An 18,058-nucleotide genomic window follows, 5' to 3' on the forward strand; every position below is an offset into this window, starting at 1 on the left:
CGGCGCAGCGGGGCAGCGGCCCCCCGCCACCCTCCGATCCCCGTCGTCTCTCACACATTCTTCCACCCAGATCCTATCATATTGCCCCGGTGGCCCGGAGATTCAGTCGTCATTCTAGATGCAACGTGGTACAATGCTGTCACGGTTTGACTGAGATGAAGGCGTGCGTGTCGCGCTGGACCTCCGGGGAGTCCAGTGATGCCATCTGTCAGCGACGATCGGGCCAGGCCAGAGGGAACCGACCGGGATCCGCTGACCGGAGCGGTCTCCCGCGCGTTGCTCGACGACGTCCTGGCGCAGCAGGTTGCGACCTCGCGAGCGACAGGGCGGCCGCTCTCGGTGGCTGTCCTCGATCTGGACTACTTCAAGAGCGTCAACGATGCCTACGGTCACCTGCGGGGAGACCGTGTCCTCCGGGCGCTGGTTGAACGGCTGCAGGCCGGTATCCGGAAGACGGATCGGCTGTTCCGCTTCGGTGGGGATGAGTTCGTGCTGGTGCTCCCCGGGACGTCAGCGGAGGAGGCCGCCGCGATCGCATCACGGCTCCTCGCGTTGGTGGAGACGAAGCCCTTTGGCGGGGATCCGCCGCTGACGCTCAGTCTCTCGCTGGGAATCGCCACCTTCCCCCATGACGCCGAGACGCCGGATGCACTGCTCGATGTGGCCGACCGCCGCCGGTTCGGCGCGAAGCGAGCCGGGCGCGGCCGCGCGCTGACGGGGCGGGGAGTGGTGCTGCCCGCCCGCGTGCCCCGCGCCCTCCTACCGGCGGCAGCGCCCGTTGTATGGAGCGATTCGGATCTGATCGGCCGGGAAACCGAGGTCAACGAGATCCTGGAACGGCTCGGGCGTGCCCGGCTGCTGACACTGACCGGCCCGGCCGGAATTGGGAAGACGCGGCTGGCGCGGCACATCCTGGCGCTGCTGCGCGGCGCGTTCGCCGACGGGGTCGTCTACGTGCCGGTCGCACACGTCGTCGAGCCGTCGATGGTGCCGGCTGTCCTCTCCGCGGCGCTGGGGTTCGCCGTCCCGACCGGGCAGAGCGGCCGGGAACCGTCGGCCGAGGCGCTGCGAGCGCGCGAGCAACTGGTGGTCATCGACCACTTCGACCGGCTGCGGGACGCCGCACCGTTACTGACGGAGCTCCTGGCTGCCGCGCCCGGTCTCAAGATCCTGGTCACGTGCCGGCGCCCGCTGCGCCTCTACGGCGAGCATGTCTACCCGGTGCCGCCGCTGGTGGTCGGCGACTCGGAGGCGGCGCCCGCTGTAGCCCTGTTCCGCGCCCGCGCCCGCTTCCGCTCCGATGATCATCCTCCGGTAGGGGAGGGGGAGGCCGTGGCGGCGCTCTGCGCCCGGCTGGGCGGGTTGCCACTGGCGATCGAGCTCGCGGCGGCGTGGACGGCACGCTTCCCGGTCGAGCACCTGCTGGCATCGCTGCCGGGTGGCGGCGAGCCGGGGGAGGAGGTGAGCCCCGGCGACGCGCTCCGCGTCCTGCTTGATTGGAGCTACCGGGAGTTGACCCCTGAGCAGCGGCGGCGCTGGGCTCGGCTGGCGGTCTTCGCGGGCGGCTGGTCGGTCGAGGCCGCGCGGGCGGTCGTGGAGGCGCCATCCGCGGGGATCGCGGAGGTCGCAGCCGCCCTGGATGCGCTGGCCGAGGTCGGTTTGATCCGGCCGGTCACCGACGCGGCGCACTCGCCCCGGTTCATCATGCCGCAGGCGATCCGGGAGGAGGCGCTGGCACGGCTGGAGGCGACCGGGGAGGCGGACGGGATCCGCAACCGGCACGCGGCGTGGTATCTGGCGCTCGCCGAAATTGCTGCCGCGCAGCACCGTGGCGCGGACCACAAGCGCTGGCTCGATCGGCTCGACGAGGAGTACGCGAACCTGCGCGCCGGGCTCCGACATGCGCTCACGCAAGGCGACATCAATACTGCCGCGCGACTCGCAGCGGCCCTGTGGCGCTTCTGGGAGCGCCGCGGCTGGGCGGCCGAGGGTCGGGCCTGGATCGCCGCGATCCTGGAGCACCGGGAGTCGCTCCCACCGGAGGTCGAGGCGGAGGTGCTCAACGGAGCCGGAGTGCTGGCCTGGTTCCAGGGGGATCTGGCGGAGGCGCGCGACCGGCTGGAAGCCAGCCTGGCGATCTCAACGCGCCTGGGCGACGCCGCGGCGCTGTCGCGGGATCTGAACAACCTCGGGCTGGTGCTCCGGCAGCAGGGGGACTATGCCGCTGCCGAGGCGCATTTTACCCGCTGCCTCGAGGTGCAGCGTGCAGCGGAAGATGCCTGGGGGCAGTCGATTACGCTCGGGAATCTCGCCGAGCTGGCGGTGCTGCGCGGCGACGGCCCTGCCGCCCGCCGGATGGCGGCGGAGTGCCTCGCCATCGCCCGCAATGCGGACGATCAGCGGCTGCGTGCGCTGGCGCTCTGTACGACCGGCGTCGTCCTGCTCGACCAGGGCGAACCGGAGCGGGCGCGGGCGGCGCTCGACGAGAGCCTGGCACTGGCTGAGAGCCTTGCCGATCCGCGGACGACCGCGCGCTGCCTGACCGGCCTCGGTGTGGTGGCGCTGATGCAAGGGCGGAGCGCCGCGGCGGCGGACCTGCTCGGCCGCGCGCTGGATCTGTGGTCACAGATCGGGGATCGCCTCGGTCTCTTGGAGGCCCTCGGCTGCCTCGCCGGGGTGGCCGGTACCGTTGGCGACGTACTGGATGCCGCCAGGCTCTACGGGGCCGTCGAAGCCGTGCACCGGGGAGCGGGCGCGCCCGGGCCGCTCCTGCTGCGCAGCGCGTTGGCGCGGGTCGAGGCGGGCATCAAGGAGCGAGTCGACCCCGAGGCGTGGTCCACGGCCTGGCGTGAGGGGCAGTCCCTGACACTGGAGCATGCGCTGGCGGTCGCGCGCACGGTGGCACGCGGGGCCGCGCCGGCTGCTTGAGTCGCCCCGCCCGTGCATAGGTGCGTGGCTAGCGTTGGATGTCCTGGCCCGGCTCGCCGTAGCCCGGTTCGCGCGACCCTTCGGCCGGTTGCACCGGCGGGTGTCCTCGATCCTCCTGGCCCTCGACGGCATCCGGAGCGTGCGACTCGCCCTGCACCGGGCCGGGGATGCCGCGGCCGGAGCTGTGAGTCTTCGAGGAGGGGAAGACGCCCGAGTCGCGCTTCGGGGGTCCGTTCCGCTCGCCCTCTGCATCACGCCGGTGTTCGCTCATCCCGTGCTCCTTTCCGACGTGCCGCTCCAGCGCGGCACGCGCTGATTCGATCATGCTCGCCCGAGCGGCCGACGGCTGAACATGCGGCTGAACGCGCCGAGGATTGCCGCCACGAACAGCGACGCCAGCGAGATCACGACCGCCACCACCGCGCCGCGCGAGGGTGCCGGCATCCGCGGTTCCTCCCGTGCCGGGTCGCCGGACAGCCCGACTTCCGCGGGTGACTTGCCTTCGCGCTGCGCCAGCTCTCGTGCCCGCCGTTGTGCCATTTCCGGGTCTTCCTGTCGCTCGGGGTGCGCTGCCTTGTCGCGAATGACCTTCGGGTCGTAGCGCTTGTCGATGACCGCGTTCACCTCGCACCCGAGGAGGAGGACGATACTCGACACGTAGAGGAACAAGAGCAGGACGACGAGCCCGCCGAGGATGCCGTACGCGCTCCCCGGATCGGAGAAGTTCAGGTACAGGCTGAAGCCGAAAGTGGCGACCAGCCACAGGAGCGTGGCGAAGATGGCGCCTGGAGAGATCCAGCGGAAGGTCTGCTGAATCGCGGGCCCGGCCCAGTACAGGATGGCCAGGGCCAGCATCATGAAGATGACAATGGCCGGCCAGCGGACGATGTTCCAGACCAGGGTGAACGCGTTGCCGAGACCCGCGGAGTTCGCGATCCAGAGGCCGATCCGCTGCCCGAAGACGAACAGGACAAAGGCGCCGATGACGAGTACTGCCAGGCCAATCGTCAGCCCAATGGATAACAGACGCTTCTTGACGAACCCCCGGGTGTCCGCGACATCGTAGGCGCGGTTGAACAGGGAGATCATCGTGTTGAGCGCGCCCGAGGCGGACCAGATGGCCAGCACGAATCCGAAGGACAGCAGCCCGGCGCTGCTCTGGTCCTGGATACCGCCGAGGATGATCTCGACCGTGTCGTACACCGAGGCCGGGAGACCCTCCTGCGCGAGCGACAGCAGTTGAGCGAAGACGTCCACCCCGGTGTACCGTGCGACGAGCCCTGAAAGCGCTGCAAAGAAGATCAGCAACGGGGGCAGCGAGAAAACGATCTGGTAGGCGGCCTGGGCGGCCATTCCGGTGACGTCGTCGTCCGAGAATTCATGGACGACCTCCTTGCCCACTGCCTTGTAATCGACCTCCCGGAGCTGCATGCCGCTCACCTCCTCTCCGGTGATTGCTGGAGGGAGTGCAAGGGTCGTTCCAGGGCGGCGGGGTGAGGCGTCAGGAACGGCTCTCGTAGGCGATGGCGGCGACCTCGCGGGCCAATTCCATCACGGCCCACTCGTCCTTGGCATCTTCGCTGAGGACGGCCACGATGACCGGCCCGGCCGGGGCGTAGATCACCCCGGCGTCGTGGACGATCCCGGGGAGGTTGCCGGTCTTATGCGCCACCCGCGTGCCCGGGGGCAGCAGGACGGGCAGCCGGTCGGTGATCGTCTGTTGCGCCAGGAGGTCGAGCATCTCCTGGCTCGCCTCGGGACTGACGACCGCGCCGTCGAGGAGGAGGTGGAACAGCCGAGCCATGTCGGCCGGCGTGGTGACGTTGTATGCCGAGTCGGCATCGGCGAGCTGCGGCGGCGCCGGGATCGGACCGGGAGCCAGGGCGGCGAGCCGTGGCGTCGATGGGGTGCGTCCGGCTCGGGGTCGTGCGCTGGCGAGGTTGCTCGTCGCATCCAACGGATCGACCGATCCCCGGGACCCATCCTCGGCCGGCTCATCGGACTGGTCATCGGGCGGGATTGGCTCGGCCGTCGGCATGTTGTCCGGCTCCGTGGAGCTTACACCGGGGGGCGAGGGGGTGTCTCGCTGCGATTCCGGCGCAGGTGTCGGCTCCGGTGTCGATTCCGGCTCCGGCTTCGGAGGCGAGACATAACCTGGACGCCAGCGGATTTCGGTGTGCACCAGACCCAGATCCGCCATCGTGGCGTTGACGGCCTCGTTTCCGACCCGATCCAGGAGGGCGTGCGCGGCGACGTTGCTGCTGACCGCGATCATGGCCCACAGGAGGTCGTCGATCGGGACGGCCGTCCCGATGGCGTCGTAGACATCCGCGCCCTCTTCGAAGTAGGCGGGCAGGAGGGTAATCGTCTCGTCGAACGAGAGCCAGCCAGCTTCCCGCTGCCGATAGAGCTCGACCATGATTCCCAGCTTGTAGAGGCTGGCCGCTTCAAAGAGGCGGTCCGGCTGGTGCTCGTAGAGCCGCGTGCCGTCCGGCAGCGCGACTACGATGCCCACCTCGGCCGGGATGTCCGCCACCAGCGGGTCGATGCGCTCGGCCAGCGAGCCGGCCAGGTGTTCGTGCGGAGATTCCGGTTGTGGGGTGGGCGTCGAGGGCGGGGTCGGCGTCGGCTGGGGTGTCTGCTCCGCCTGTGGCGTCGGTGTCGGCGCTGCCTCCCTCGTGGCTACGACGGGCGGCGGGATCGGCGAGCTCCCGATCTCCGTTCCCGGCCCCTGCGTGGGGATTCCCCGTGCGGAGATGGCGAGACCGCCCACCGACAGGAGTAACGTGCCACCGAGCAGCAAGCGCAGGCGCCGCCCACGCGAACGAGCCCACCGCTGGTTATCCACTCGAGGCATCCGGACGTGTCCCCTCGCCGGGCGAGGCGACGGCTTGCCGCGCTCCCCTCCGCGGTGCCGTTCCCTGGTATCCTAACATCCCGAAGCGGCATGCTGCAGCGCGGCCGCTCCGGCCCGGGGACCGCGGGAAGGGTAGGGGATGGCCAGCCAGGCCGTCGAGATCATCCAGTATCGCAGTCTGCTCCGAAACCTGGTCGCCAAGGATCTGAAGGTTCGCTACAAGAACTCGGCGCTGGGGTTCGTCTGGTCGCTACTCCATCCACTGTTGCTGATGGTGGTCTTCACCTTCGTCTTCACGCAACTCCTCGACCAGGACACCCCAGCCTTCCCGGTCTTCGTCCTGACCGCGCTGCTTCCCTGGCACTGGACCTCGACCGCGGTGACCGCCGGGACGGCGTCGCTGGTGGACAACGCCCCGCTGATCAACAAGGTCTACTTCCCGCGCATCCTGCTGCCGATCTCGACCGTGCTCTCAACCGGCGCCAACTACGTGCTGGGGCTGCCCGCCCTGTTCCTGTTCATGGCGTTGTTCGACCGCGCGTTCACTCCATGGCTGGTCTTTGTGCCGGTCCTGGTAGTGATCCAGGCGATCTTCCTCACCGCAGTGGTGCTGATCCTGGCGCCGCTGAACGTCTACTTCCGAGACACGACGGTGCTGGTCGACGTGGGGCTGACCGCCTGGTTCTTTATGACGCCGATCTTCTACTCGATCGAGTGGGTGGTCCCGCACCTGGCAGCCTGGATGTACCGCATCAACCCGATGGCTGCCATCGTCTCCGAGTACCGCGTCATCATGTACAGCGGCGGCGTGCCCGACCCGCTCTTCACCGGCCGGACGGGGGTGACCGCGCTGGTGCTGCTAGCGATCGGCTACCTGGTCTTCACCCGGCTCAACCGCAACCTCGGGGAGCACCTGTGATGTGGCGCATGGCTGGGACCGGCGACCGGGGAGAGATCGCGGTTGAGTTGCGCGGGGTATCACGCCGCTTCCGCCTGCACCATGAGACCCGCACGTCGTTCCAGGACTGGTTCGTCGGGCTGTTGCGGCCCCGCGGGAAGGGCGAGGAGTTCTGGGCGCTGCGCGACGTGAGCTTCACGCTGCGCCGGGGCGAGTCGCTCGGCGTGCTCGGGCGCAACGGTGCCGGCAAGAGCACGCTGCTCAAGCTCGTCACACGCGTGCTGGAGCCCACCAGCGGCGAGATCATCGTCAACGGTCGTACCCACGCGATGCTGGAGCTGGGTGCCGGGTTCCATCCCGAACTGTCCGGCCGGGACAACGTCTACCTGAACGGCAGCATCTACGGCTTCTCGCGCCGCCAGATGGCCGAGCGCTTCGACCGGATCGTCCAGTTCGCCGAACTGGAACGCTTCATCGACACGCCGGTCAAGCACTACTCGCTCGGCATGTTCATGCGGCTCGGCTTTTCGATCGCCGTGCATCTGGATCCCGACATCCTGGTGATCGACGAGGTGCTCTCGGTCGGCGACGCCGCCTTCCAGCGCAAGGGCTACCAGGCGCTGCGCGACCTGAAGGCGCGGGGGACGACCATCCTCTTCGTCTCCCACTGGCCCGAGCTGGTCCGGGAGTTCTGCGACCGCGCCATCCTCCTGCAAGACGGGCGGCTGATCGACAACGGCCCGGTGGACGCGGTCGCGGCGCACTACGAGCGGATGCTGCAAGAGCAGCCGACTGACGCCGAGATCCTGCGGCTGAGGGCCGTCGACGAGGCCGGCACGGTGCTGGAAGCGGTGCCCTCGGGCAGCGATCTGCGCATCGAGGCGCTGCTCCGGGTGCCGCCCAATGGAGCCGAAGGGCTCCTGCTGGCGCTCGACCTCTACGACCGGGAGGGAACCCACCTCTTCGGCAACACCGGCCGCCTGGCGGACATCATGTCGCATACCTCCCAGGGCGACGCGGCGGCGCAGCGCGTGCAGGCGGTCATCCGGGGCCTGCCGGTGGCGCCGACAACCCTGACCGTGGCGGCGACGTTGCAGCGTCCCTCCGAGGCGGGGCTGGCGGTGGTCGATCGGCAGGAGACGGAGATCGAGGTGTTCGCGCCCTGGTCGGCGCAGGAGCGTGGCCTGCTGCGCCTGGAGCACATCTGGGAATCGGAGCCGGGCGCGGCAGCGCGCCGCGAGCGCACCGGCCCGCGAGTCGAGATCGAGCGGTGACGAGCCGCGCGGCCGCTGTCCAACCACGCCCCACGACCTGATACCAGGTTCGAGTCATCCCTGGATTCCGTGTCATCCTGAGTGGAGGCGGCCGGCGCGGGCGCGCCGGGCGGCGCAGCAAAGGATGACATGGTTCCAGGCGTTTGGTCTCTCGATGAGCGTCGGTTGTCAGTCACCACCGGTGGGACGCAATGCGCTGCGATAGCGACGGTAGGACGCCTACACCCCCGGCCGGTGGTCGTCGCGGGCGCACCCATCCACGGCGGTCGTCGCTGCCATCGGAATCGACATAACGATCCCCGCATGCGCGGGATGAGCGACGTCACCCGACGGGGCGCTGGGTGCGGGCGATCGAGCGGAGCACGGCTTCGAACAGCGCCTCGGCGCGGTCGGCGCGCGGGTCGTCGACGCCGGGACCGTAGCCGGAGGTCAGGCTGAGCGCGATCCGCCGGTTGTCGTGGAACAGGTACACCACATCCACCCGAGCGCCCTCCTGGTTTAGGACGACGCGGACGCCGGGCATGCCGCCGTACTCCACCGTGCCCCAGATCGTCGCGTCCCGGCGCTCACCGAACTCCTCTCGTGCGAAGTCCATCGGGTCGCCGGGGTTGGCCGCACCCTCGATCGCCACCGAGAGACGCAGCGGCACGTCCGGATCGTTCGGCACGATCTCCGCGCGGTAGTCGCGGTCGCCGCCGCTCGCCTGCGCGACCGACCACCCCTCGGGGTAGCGGAGGGTGAGTGCCCCCGCCGCGTCGAGGACCGGCCAGCCGGCGCTCTCGTCGACGGCCGCGCGCTGCGCGGCGCGCCACTGCTCGAACCACTCGGCGAGGTAGGCTGCGGGCAGCGCGCCGCTCACCCGGCTGCCGTTCGAATCCATGGCGGGCACGAGGATGCCGAGCACGGTACCGGCTGGGTCAGCCAGCGCACCCCCAGCAAAGCCGGCGACCAGCGGGATATCGGTCTGCAGCAGGGCGGGCTCGGTTCCCGGCGTGGCCGCCGCGGCCGCGGGCTCGGTGAGGTGTCCGCCAGCCTGGGCGAAAGCGCCGCGGGCCGCGTCGAAGCCGACCGCGATGACGGAGTCGCCGGTGGACGATGCGTCGCGGTGCAGGCGCACCGGTGCCAGCCCTGTGGCCGGGATCTTGAGCAGGGTCAGCCCCGTCGCGTCATCGCGGGCGACCTCCACCGGGCGCAGCGCGGTACCGTCCGGGGTGACAACCTCGACCCCGTCGGTGCCGGTCGCTGCCGTGGTCAGCAGGAAGCCGTCGGCCGTTACGGTGACTGCCGCACCGAGCACCGCGCCGTCGCGTGCGCGGCGCAGCATGAGGATCGACTCCTCCAGCGGGGCAGGCTCCGCTTCCCCGATTGGGGCCTCGGTTGGGGTCGGCACGGCGTGCGTCGGTGAGATGGTGGGCGTGGGTGTCGGTGGGTCAGTGGTGGTGCCGAGGCAGCCGGCCAGCAGGAGGCCGGTGAGCATGAGCAGAACCACGCGCAGCGAACGCCGCGGCGGGTTCGATGAATGATCGTAGCGGGTCGTCGTTCCGTCCCCTTCCGCATGGTTTCGCCGCGGGAGACCATCCCCCTTCCCGCGGCGTCTCAGAAGTCTATGGTGCCTGAAAGTCACTCGCAACACCGGGCCAGTGGTCCCGCCCGACGCCGGTCCGTCCGCATGTACGGACAAGACTTGTGTATCTGCCTGGGAAAACCAGCCCGTTTGGCAGGGTAGAATGTCCCACGACGACCCCCTACTGATTTCTCTGTTCCCCGTTCGACGACAGCGAGTAGACTCGCTGTCAAGGGTCGCAACGGGCATCGCGGTCCCGTGGGCCGTCGACAGCGCGTCGAGGGAGCAGGCATGGCAGGGACACGCATCCTCGTCATTGACGACGACCGGTCGTTCATCCGCCACATGCAAACGGCGCTGCGTGGACTCGGTGAAGTCCGGGCGACGACCTGTGGCGTGGACGGGCTCCGGACGGTTGACTACTGGGAGCCGGATGTCGTCATGCTGGACCTGCTGCTGCACGACGTCGACGGGTTCACGCTGCTGGAGCGGCTGACCGGCCCGGACCGTCGCCACCGTCCGGCTGTCCTCTGCCTGACCGACGGGCTGGGCGCCGGAACCCGGCACATTCGCGGCCCCTACTGGCCTGTCGGGACGGTCGAGCGAACGGCTCCCGCGCATCAACTCCGGAGAGTGGTGCTGCATGCCGCGTCCACGTGCGGTAGGCAACTCTCCGCAGCCACGGCCTGACTCCGGCACGGCCGCCCGCGCCGGGCGGGCGTGCCAGGTGTGTCGCAGCCTCACGGTTGACTCAGGATGTGACCAGTTCGACCGTCTCTAGCGTCCCGAGCTTGACGCCATGCGCGGTCATTTCCTCGATGGCGCGCTCCGAGTCGCCCTTCTGAACGTCGACCCCGCGGCTGGCATCGATCAGCAGCGTGACCTCCAGCCCCAGGCGGCGCGCATCCAGGGCGCTGGCGCGCACGCAGTAGTCGGTGGCCAACCCGCCGATGTAGAGGTGCGTCACCCCGTCCCGCTGCAAGCGGTCGGCGAGAGACTCGCCCTCGTCCGTCGTGCCGTGGAAGGCTGAGTAGGCGTCCTCCTCCGGATCGGTCCCCTTGGTGATGAGCACGGTCGAGGGGGGTAGCTCGAGGTCGGGGTGGAACTCCGCGCCGCTCGTACCCTGGACGCAGTGCGGGGGCCAGGGGCCGCCAAACTCCTGGAAGTGTGACGTCTCTTCCGGATGCCAGTCCCGTGAGGCGTAGATCGGAAGTCCGGCCTCGGCGAAGCGGCGCAGATACTCGTTGAGCACCGGGATGACGACGTGCCCCTCCGGCACGCCGAGCGCGCCACCCGGCAGGAAGTCGTTCTGGACATCGACGACGAGCAGGGCAGCCTTCTCGTTGGCCATAGCTCTCCTCCTGTCCGTGATCCGGGGTGCAGGCGTGGGTGGAATGCCGGATCATGCGCCAAAAGTATAGCGCGGCGCGGAGAAGATCCGCGCCGCGACGGGTGAAGCAGGTTGGTGTGTCGGATCAGGGTGCGACGGAGCCGGCAAGTCGCGCTCGGTAGCGGGCGAGCCCGGCGGTGATCCGCGGCACGAGGATGTAGGCGGCCACGGTCAGCGTCGAACCGGCGATGGCGTCGAGGATGTAGTGGTTGCCGGTTCCCACGACGGCGGTGATCATCAGCAGCGGGTAGAACGTACCGAGCACCCAGTGGGCAAGCGTGCGGCCGACCCGGATCACGCCGATGCCGCAGAAGAGTGCGAAGGAGACATGCAAGCTGGGCATGGCCGCGAACGGGTTGTAGAGCATGGCGACGCTCGGCTGGTCGTAGTTCACCTTCCCGTAGAGCGCCAGGGTATCGACGAACCCGCTGTACGGGAAGAAGCGCGGCGGCGCGAGGGGGTAGAGCGCATAGATCAGCAGCCCGATGGCCAGGATGCCCAGGAAGACGTTCCGGTACTCCCGGTAGCGGTCTGTGTGGCGCCAGAACAGCCAGATGCCGAACAGCACCAGACCGGCCATGTGGGTGTAGGTGTAGACCCAGTTCAAGAAGTGGACGATCCAGGGCTGCGCCAGCAGCCAGGCCTGGACCCCAATCTCGCGGAACAGACCAAGCCGCCGCTCAAGATGCATCACCTCGCGCGCGTTCTGGAACGCATCGATTTCTTTCCCGGCCGCAAGCCCGCGTGTGGCGTAGTACAGCCCGAAGAGCACGGACAGGATGCCGAACTCGATGAGGCCATGACGGGCGCGCTCAATCACGGTGTTCCGGGTGACGAGCTGCTCTCGTGGCTCCACTCGCGACTCCTCTCGAGCCACCGGACCGCCGTGAAATGCGGCGAAGGCGATCCGGCACTCCGCTCGCACCCCTAAGCCTAACGCAGAGGGTATGGATTGGCTACGGCCCTCCGGCCCGGCCCCACCCTGTCCGGATGGACGGGGTGATGGTGGGGTGCGCCCGGCGCTGGCCTTATGCAACTTTCATACCATAGAGGACGTTGAACACGCCACTTGCGTGCGTCCAACCCCCTGCGTATACTCGGCATGGTGTACGTACATATGGCGCCGATGCCCACCGGCCAACCGGGAGCAGGACCGATGACGAACGGGGCGGCCCCGACGATCGCCGACGCCATCGAGGACTTCTTCGACAACCTGCGGCTGTCGCCGCGGAGCAAGAAGACCTACCGCACCGCGGTGACGAAGTTCACCGAGCACCTGAAGGAGCGGTTTGATCTGGACCCGGCCACAAGCCCGGTCACGGCGCTCACCGAGGACCATGTCACCGACTTCGTCGCCGCGCTGATGCCGGATGACGTCCGCTCGCCGGAAGAGGTGTCGCGCATGCGCACGGCGCAGACCAACCTGGCCGCCGTGCGGAAGCTGTACGCCTACCTCGTCTCCTACGACCTGCACCCAAACCTCTCGACTGAGAAACTGCGCACGCGGGTGGCGGCGATGATGCCGCGCTTCACCCCGCCGCCGCCCGATGTCCAGACCAACGACCTGGACCGCATCGTGGAGTACGTGCGCACGCTGCCGCATGAGGTCGATCCCGACAAGGAACTACGCCGGCTCAAGCTGCGCGCGATGATCCTCTTCCTCTATCGCACCGGCGTGCGGGTGTCGGAGCTGTGCGGCTTGCGTCGCCGGGATATTCAGTTGGCCGACGGCACGGCCAGCATCTACCGCGCGAAAGGGGGCAAGAGCCGCACCGTCCTCTTCGACAGCGAGACGGCCGAGGCGCTGGTGGCCTACTGGGCGGCGCGCGGCGACAGCGGCCGCGGCGTCGGGGCCTTCCCCGCCTTCAGCGGGCGGGACAAGGTCGGCGTCCCTGGGCGTGCCATCAGTCCACGCACGGTCGAGCACATCGTGGCGCAGCTCTGCGTCGCGGCGGGGGTGGAGAACCCGATCACGCCGCACTCGTTCCGTCACGGGCTGGCGACCGAGCTGGTGCGCCGCCGAGTGCGTGAGTCGACCGTGCAGACGATCCTCGGACACGCCTCGCCGACGACCACCCGCATCTACGTCCACAAGGTGGCGGCTGAGGTGGCTGAAGAGTATCAAGAAGCCTTCGGTCCGTACCGCCGGCCGCTCGGAGCATAGCCGCAGTCCCAATCAGCCCGCCATCAGTACCCCTACGGCATGAGACTACCGACTAGACACATCATTGCTGATGGGGGATAGCCCACGGTGGCGGCATCCCGTACAGTGCAAGCAGAGACGGAAGGGTATGGGTCCCCGTATCTGCGGGTCCGACCCGTGACGAGAGTGCAGGCACGTGATGTCGTCGATGCCGTCATCCCTTGACGTGCGGCACTGGCCCCGCGACCCACTCACCGGTGCGCTGTCCCGGGCATACCTCGATGACGCACTCCAGGCGACGCTCGACGCGGCGCGGCGGGAACGTCGCCGGGTGACGCTCTGCCTCCTCGATGTGGATCACTTCAAGAGCATCAATGATGCCTACGGCCACCGTCGCGGCGATGAGGCGTTGCGGGAGGTCGCCCGCCGCATCCAGCGCGAGATCCGCAGCAGTGACCTCATGATCCGGTACGGCGGGGACGAGTTCGTCCTCATCCTCCCGGACCTGACACGCTCGCAGTCCGTCGCGCTGGCGGAGCGCCTGCTCGCGCGGGTGCAAGCGACGCCATGCCCGGGCGTGCCGCCACTGCGCCTGTCGATCAGCGTGGGCGTCGCGACCTTCCCAGACGATGCGGACACGGCGGAGGCGTTGATCGAGCGCGCCGACCAGCGGCACGCCCAGGCCAAACGGCAGGGGCGCCGTTGCGTGGTCGGCGAGGACGTCGCCGTGGTGGACCCGGGCAGACTGCCGGAACCCGCCCGCCTGATCGAACGCGATACCGAGCTGGCGGCAATCCATGCGTTTCTGGCACGGCTCCCCGCGGCCAGGCGCGGGGCGCTGCTGATCACCGGGGCGCCCGGTACGGGGCGCTCGCGCCTGCTCGTCGCCGCGGTCGAAGCGGCGTTGCAGCAGGGCTACGCCATCCTCCCGCTCGAATCCCGGGAACCGGTGTCGCTCGCGCCGGGCCCGGGACGCCTGACCGTCTCGTGGCAGGAGCTTGCATCGCTGCCGGGCGACGGGGCAGAGGCACGGCTGCGACACCTCGCGGCCGCGGCCGGATGCCACGGGCTCCTCATCGTCTTCGATGGCTGGGAGGACCTCAACCCGGCTGCCCGCTCCTGGGTCGAGCGGGTGCTGGCCGGGGCGGGATCTATGCCGATCGGGGTGATGGTGACGGCTGGGGAGAATCCCTCCGTCCCGGTCGCGCCGTTCGTCGCTCGTGTGGTCGTGAATGCGCTCTCGCAGGAAGCGACGCGTGTCTGGGTGCGCGGCACGCTGCTGTGGGATCCGCCTGCGGACTTCGTCGTCTGGCTCCATCGCACCACTCAGGGGCGACCTGCCGAGATCCGAGCCACGCTTGACCGGCTGGTCGAGCAGGGAATGCTGCGCAGGGAGTCGCGCAACGGCTGGCGCCTTGCCGATGGCTATGCCGGGGTCATCCGCGATGGTGGGACGGCGCCGCTGGTGCAGCAGCATCCCCACAACCTCCCGGCGGCCTTGACCGAGTTCGTCGGCCGTACGGCCGAGGTGGCCCAGGCCCGGAGCCTCATCCTGGAGCACCGCCTGGTGACGCTCACCGGGCCGGGGGGCATTGGGAAGACGCGGTTGGCGCTCGAGGTCGCGGCCGCGGTGCGCGCGCACTTCCCCGACGGCGTCTGGTTCGTCCCGCTCGCGCCGATTCATGACACCCGGCTTGTGCCCGATGCGATCCTCGCCGCGCTCGGCGAGCAGCAGACTCCGGGCGAGACGGCGCTCGATTACCTGAAGGAGAAGCTCCAGGAAGCTCGCATGCTCCTGGTGCTGGACAACCTGGAGCAGCTTGCCGATGCGCCGGCGCTGGTCGCCGACCTGCTGGCGGCCTCGCGCCACCTGCGCGTCCTGGTCACCTCCCGTCACCGGCTCACCCTGCCGGAGGAGGTGGTGTTCTCCGTTCCCCCGCTGCCGGTCCCGCGGTCGCGTGAGGGATGGTCGGCCGCAACGCTGACCGACTTCGCGGCCACGGCGCTGTTCGTGGCCCGCGCGCAGGCGGTGCGCCCCGACTTCCGGGTCACCGACGCAAACGCTGCCGACATCGCGGCCCTCTGCGCCCGGCTGGACGGCCTGCCGCTGGCGATCGAGCTGGCCGCGGCGCGGGTGGATGAGTTCTCCCCCCGCGACCTGCTGGCCCAGATGCACCGGCGGCTGGCGTTTCTGGACGACGGCCCGCGCGACCTCCCTGCCCGCCAGCGGACCCTCCGCGGCGCGATCGACTGGGGCTACCGCCTCCTGTCGCCCACGGAGCAGCGGCTCTTCCGGCGGCTCGCCGTCTTCGTGGGCGGCGCGACGCTGGAGGCGATCTCCGTCATCGTTGCTGGTGCTCCGAGCTACGGCGGCTCGGAGCAGTCGCCCCTGGCTGCTGTGGTGCGCTCCCTGCGCGACAAGAGCCTGCTGCTCACCGTGGGGGAGGGTCGCGTCGGGATGTTGGAGACGATCCGGGAGTACGCCCTGGAGCAGCTTGCGGCCAGCGGCGAGGAGGCGACGGTCCGTGACCGCCACGCGGCGTACATGCTGGATCTGGTAGAGCGATCCCAACCATACCTCCGAGGGTCCGACCAGATGCGCTGGCGGCGCCGGCTGGAGGCGGAGCGCGACAACATCCGCGCGGCTATGGCGTGGCTAATCGGACAGCGCGACATGGAGCGGGCGGGTCGACTTGCCGCGGCGCTGTGGATCTACTGGGACAGCGTCGGGCGGACCGCTGAACTGCACCGCTGGTTGACGGCGGTGATCCAGGAGCGCGAGCGGCTCTCGGACCCGGTGCTCGCCGCTGTGCTACACACGCTCGGGTCCATCAACTGGATGCTGGGGAATTCGGACGACGCCGAGTCCTGCTTCACGGCGGCCCTGCAACTCTGGCGACGGTTGGGCAACCGCGAGCGGGAAGCCGCGGCGCTCAACAACCTCGGCCTCGTCGCCGGGGGGCGCGGCGAATATGACCGGGCCGAGGACTACTTCCATGCCAGCCTTGCCATGACGCGTGAGACGGGCGATGCCTGGGCGGTGGCGATTACGCTCTCCAACCTGGGCTGGGTGGCCCTCGAACGTGGAGAGGTCGGTGAGGCAATCGACCGCCTGACCGAGGCGCTGGCGGCCCAGGAGGCGGCCGGTGACCGGAGCGGGCTCGCGCTCACGATGGCGAACCTGGGGGTGGCGACGCTGCAGCGTGGCGACTATGCGGCGGCGGCGCAGCACTTCGAGCAGAGCTGGGCGCTGGCGCACGAGTCCCGGGACGAGCGCACGGCGGTGCTGACGCTGGCGCGCCGGGCACTGCTGGCCCTGATCCAGGGCGATCTGGAAGCCAGCCGCCGCGACTGCTTCGAAGCGATCGCGCGCTGGCAGGAACTCGGCTACAAGGCGGACATGGTTGAGGGACTCCAGGTTCTGGCCGGGGTGGCCGCGGCGCAGCGGCGGCCCGATGTCGCTGCCCGCCTGCTCGGCGCCGTGGCGGCGGTTCGTGCCGCCACGCGCTCCCTCGGAGCCGCCTCCCTCCATCCCGAGTTCCGTCGCCTCATCGAGTCCGCCCGCGCCAGCCTATCCCCAGCCGCCTGGCAGGCCGCCTGGCAAGCCGGCCAGACCGTGGCCCTGCCCCAGCTCATCGATGATGTGCAGCGCGAGTTGGGGCAGGAGTGAGGCGAGATGCGTCATGCGTCATGCGTCATGCGTCAACCGTCCCCCTCACCCCCGGCCCCTCTCCCAACCTTGGGAGAGGGGAGAAAGACGAAACACGCATCACGTGTGACGCATGACGTATGACGCGTGAATCTCCCTACTCCACCGCCAGGTCGTTGACGATCTCGCGGGCGGCGTGGAGCCACTGTTCGTCGGTGTCGTCCGGCACGGAGCAGCCGTTGGCCAGGATGAACTTGCGCCCGCCGGTCTGGCGGATGGCGTCCTCGGCCTCCTCACGGATCTTCTCCACCGGCCCATTCGAGAGCGCGCCGAACTCGTGCCAGCCGCCCATCAGGCACTTGCTGGTCTTGGTGCGGGCCTCGCGCAGGCTCGGCCCGGCCATCCGGTCGCTCCAACTCAGCACCTGGACCGGATAGTCGAGCACGTCGTCGAAGAACAGGTCGCGCTCGCCGTGCACGTGGAGCACATTCAGCCAGCCGTCGATGGCGCCCTGCAGGGCCAGGAGGTCGTAGGGGCGGCCCACCTCACGGTAGAGCTCGCGGCTCATGATGGCGCTGGTGCAGCCCTGCAGCGCGAAGAAGACGCCGTCGGCACCGGCGTCGATGCAGTCCTGGATGTGGGCGCGCAGGTTCTGGGCGAAGGTCGCCAGCGCCTGGTGGACGAAGGTCGGGTGCTCATGCAGGTGCCGCAGGAATAGTTCGCGCGATTCCGCGGCGTACATCGCCTCCGCCAGGGGGCTGAAGACCGTCATGATGATCGGCACATCGAAGCCGACCATGTCGCGGAGCGCGCGGATGGCCATGGCGCGCTGGGTGAAGTAGCGCGAGCGCTCCTGGTCGATCGGCTCGATCAGCAGCCAGTCATCCGGCTTGGTGACCGAGCGGCGCGGGAAGGGGTAGGGGATATCCGGCATGATCTTGAGGATGTCGAGGTCGAAGGTAGCTTCGAAGAAGTTGAAGGTGGCCTCGGCCAGCCGGCGCCCGGACCCCTCGGGGCGGAAGTGGTGCCAGAAACAGACGGGGACGCGGTCAACCTCGTCGCCGTTGACGGCGGCCATGACGCGCTCGGTCTTGGTCATCTCATCGACGAATGACATCACCGCACTCCCTTTCCCTGGTCCGTGCTGGCGGCCGGCCAGCGCGGTATGTAGCTGGTGTCATTGGCGGCAGCAGTCGTGGTGCGCGTCCCGAGGGCGGCGCACGCCGCTTCACGCGCCGCATCTTAGCATGGGCACGGGAACCCCGCACCAGCCGTCCACCCGGGCGGACTGCACATACTGTACATAAGAAAACGCCCCGGTCGGGGGGCCGGGGCGTCGTCAGGGGGAGGGCTGA

General features: G+C 69.3%; 13 protein-coding genes. 6 read left to right on the forward strand and 7 right to left on the reverse strand.

Annotated features, from left to right (window positions below):
* Positions 1 to 198: 198 nt before the first annotated feature.
* On the forward strand, positions 199 to 2,928 hold the full coding sequence (locus tag IRZ30_RS03465) for a diguanylate cyclase (RefSeq protein ID WP_294082978.1): 2,730 nt from the start codon (positions 199 to 201) through the stop codon (positions 2,926 to 2,928).
* A 28-nt stretch (positions 2,929 to 2,956) separates the two neighbouring features.
* On the opposite strand, the gene IRZ30_RS03470 is transcribed toward IRZ30_RS03465, so the two are convergent.
* From IRZ30_RS03470 to IRZ30_RS03480, 3 genes are all read right to left on the reverse strand, one after another.
* A complete protein-coding gene (locus IRZ30_RS03470) occupies positions 2,957 to 3,199 on the reverse strand; it encodes a hypothetical protein (RefSeq protein WP_294082982.1) in 243 nt (80 codons plus the stop codon).
* A 50-nt stretch (positions 3,200 to 3,249) separates the two neighbouring features.
* The gene (locus IRZ30_RS03475) at positions 3,250 to 4,359 is read right to left on the reverse strand and encodes a YihY/virulence factor BrkB family protein (protein ID WP_294082984.1); all 1,110 of its coding nucleotides are present in this window, start codon (positions 4,357 to 4,359) and stop codon (positions 3,250 to 3,252) included.
* A 70-nt stretch (positions 4,360 to 4,429) separates the two neighbouring features.
* Complete coding sequence (locus tag IRZ30_RS03480) at positions 4,430 to 5,776, reverse strand: serine hydrolase (protein ID WP_294082986.1); 1,347 nt, start codon at positions 5,774 to 5,776, stop codon at positions 4,430 to 4,432.
* Between the two features lie 148 nt (positions 5,777 to 5,924).
* Between IRZ30_RS03480 and IRZ30_RS03485 the strand changes: the two genes are divergently transcribed.
* Together IRZ30_RS03485 and IRZ30_RS03490 are read left to right on the forward strand one after the other, a co-directional pair.
* On the forward strand, positions 5,925 to 6,704 hold the full coding sequence (locus IRZ30_RS03485; RefSeq protein ID WP_294082988.1) for an ABC transporter permease: 780 nt from the start codon (positions 5,925 to 5,927) through the stop codon (positions 6,702 to 6,704).
* Positions 6,704 to 7,957, forward strand: coding sequence for a polysaccharide ABC transporter ATP-binding protein (locus tag IRZ30_RS03490; protein WP_294082990.1), 1,254 nt, complete (start codon positions 6,704 to 6,706; stop codon positions 7,955 to 7,957). Before IRZ30_RS03485 ends, IRZ30_RS03490 begins: the two co-directional genes overlap by 1 nt.
* A 322-nt stretch (positions 7,958 to 8,279) precedes the next feature.
* On the opposite strand, the gene IRZ30_RS03495 is transcribed toward IRZ30_RS03490, so the two are convergent.
* Positions 8,280 to 9,434 (reverse strand): serine protease, encoded by a 1,155-nt coding sequence (locus IRZ30_RS03495; protein WP_294082992.1) that lies wholly within the window; start codon positions 9,432 to 9,434, stop codon positions 8,280 to 8,282.
* 378 nt (positions 9,435 to 9,812) lie between these two features.
* Here IRZ30_RS03495 and IRZ30_RS03500 point away from each other — a divergent pair, with 378 nt between their 5' ends.
* Positions 9,813 to 10,211, forward strand: coding sequence for a response regulator (locus IRZ30_RS03500; protein WP_294082994.1), 399 nt, complete (start codon positions 9,813 to 9,815; stop codon positions 10,209 to 10,211).
* A 61-nt stretch (positions 10,212 to 10,272) separates the two neighbouring features.
* Here IRZ30_RS03500 and IRZ30_RS03505 read toward each other — a convergent pair whose 3' ends face one another.
* The gene (locus tag IRZ30_RS03505) at positions 10,273 to 10,872 is read right to left on the reverse strand and encodes a nicotinamidase (protein WP_294082996.1); all 600 of its coding nucleotides are present in this window, start codon (positions 10,870 to 10,872) and stop codon (positions 10,273 to 10,275) included.
* A 124-nt stretch (positions 10,873 to 10,996) separates the two neighbouring features.
* Positions 10,997 to 11,767, reverse strand: coding sequence for a phosphatase PAP2 family protein (locus IRZ30_RS03510; protein WP_294082998.1), 771 nt, complete (start codon positions 11,765 to 11,767; stop codon positions 10,997 to 10,999).
* Positions 11,768 to 12,067: 300 nt separating this feature from the next.
* Between IRZ30_RS03510 and IRZ30_RS03515 the strand changes: the two genes are divergently transcribed.
* Positions 12,068 to 13,075, forward strand: coding sequence for a DUF3435 domain-containing protein (locus tag IRZ30_RS03515; protein WP_294083000.1), 1,008 nt, complete (start codon positions 12,068 to 12,070; stop codon positions 13,073 to 13,075).
* A gap of 187 nt (positions 13,076 to 13,262) precedes the next feature.
* Entirely contained in the window at positions 13,263 to 16,724 is a 3,462-nt protein-coding gene (locus IRZ30_RS03520) for a diguanylate cyclase (RefSeq protein ID WP_294083002.1), read from the forward strand.
* A gap of 136 nt (positions 16,725 to 16,860) precedes the next feature.
* Here IRZ30_RS03520 and IRZ30_RS03525 read toward each other — a convergent pair whose 3' ends face one another.
* The gene (locus tag IRZ30_RS03525; protein WP_294083005.1) at positions 16,861 to 17,820 is read right to left on the reverse strand and encodes a uroporphyrinogen decarboxylase family protein; all 960 of its coding nucleotides are present in this window, start codon (positions 17,818 to 17,820) and stop codon (positions 16,861 to 16,863) included.
* Between the last annotated feature and the right edge of the window lie 238 nt (positions 17,821 to 18,058).

Origin of the sequence: Sphaerobacter sp. (genome assembly GCF_019683595.1) — a bacterium.
GTDB lineage: Bacteria > Chloroflexota > Chloroflexia > Thermomicrobiales > Thermomicrobiaceae > Sphaerobacter.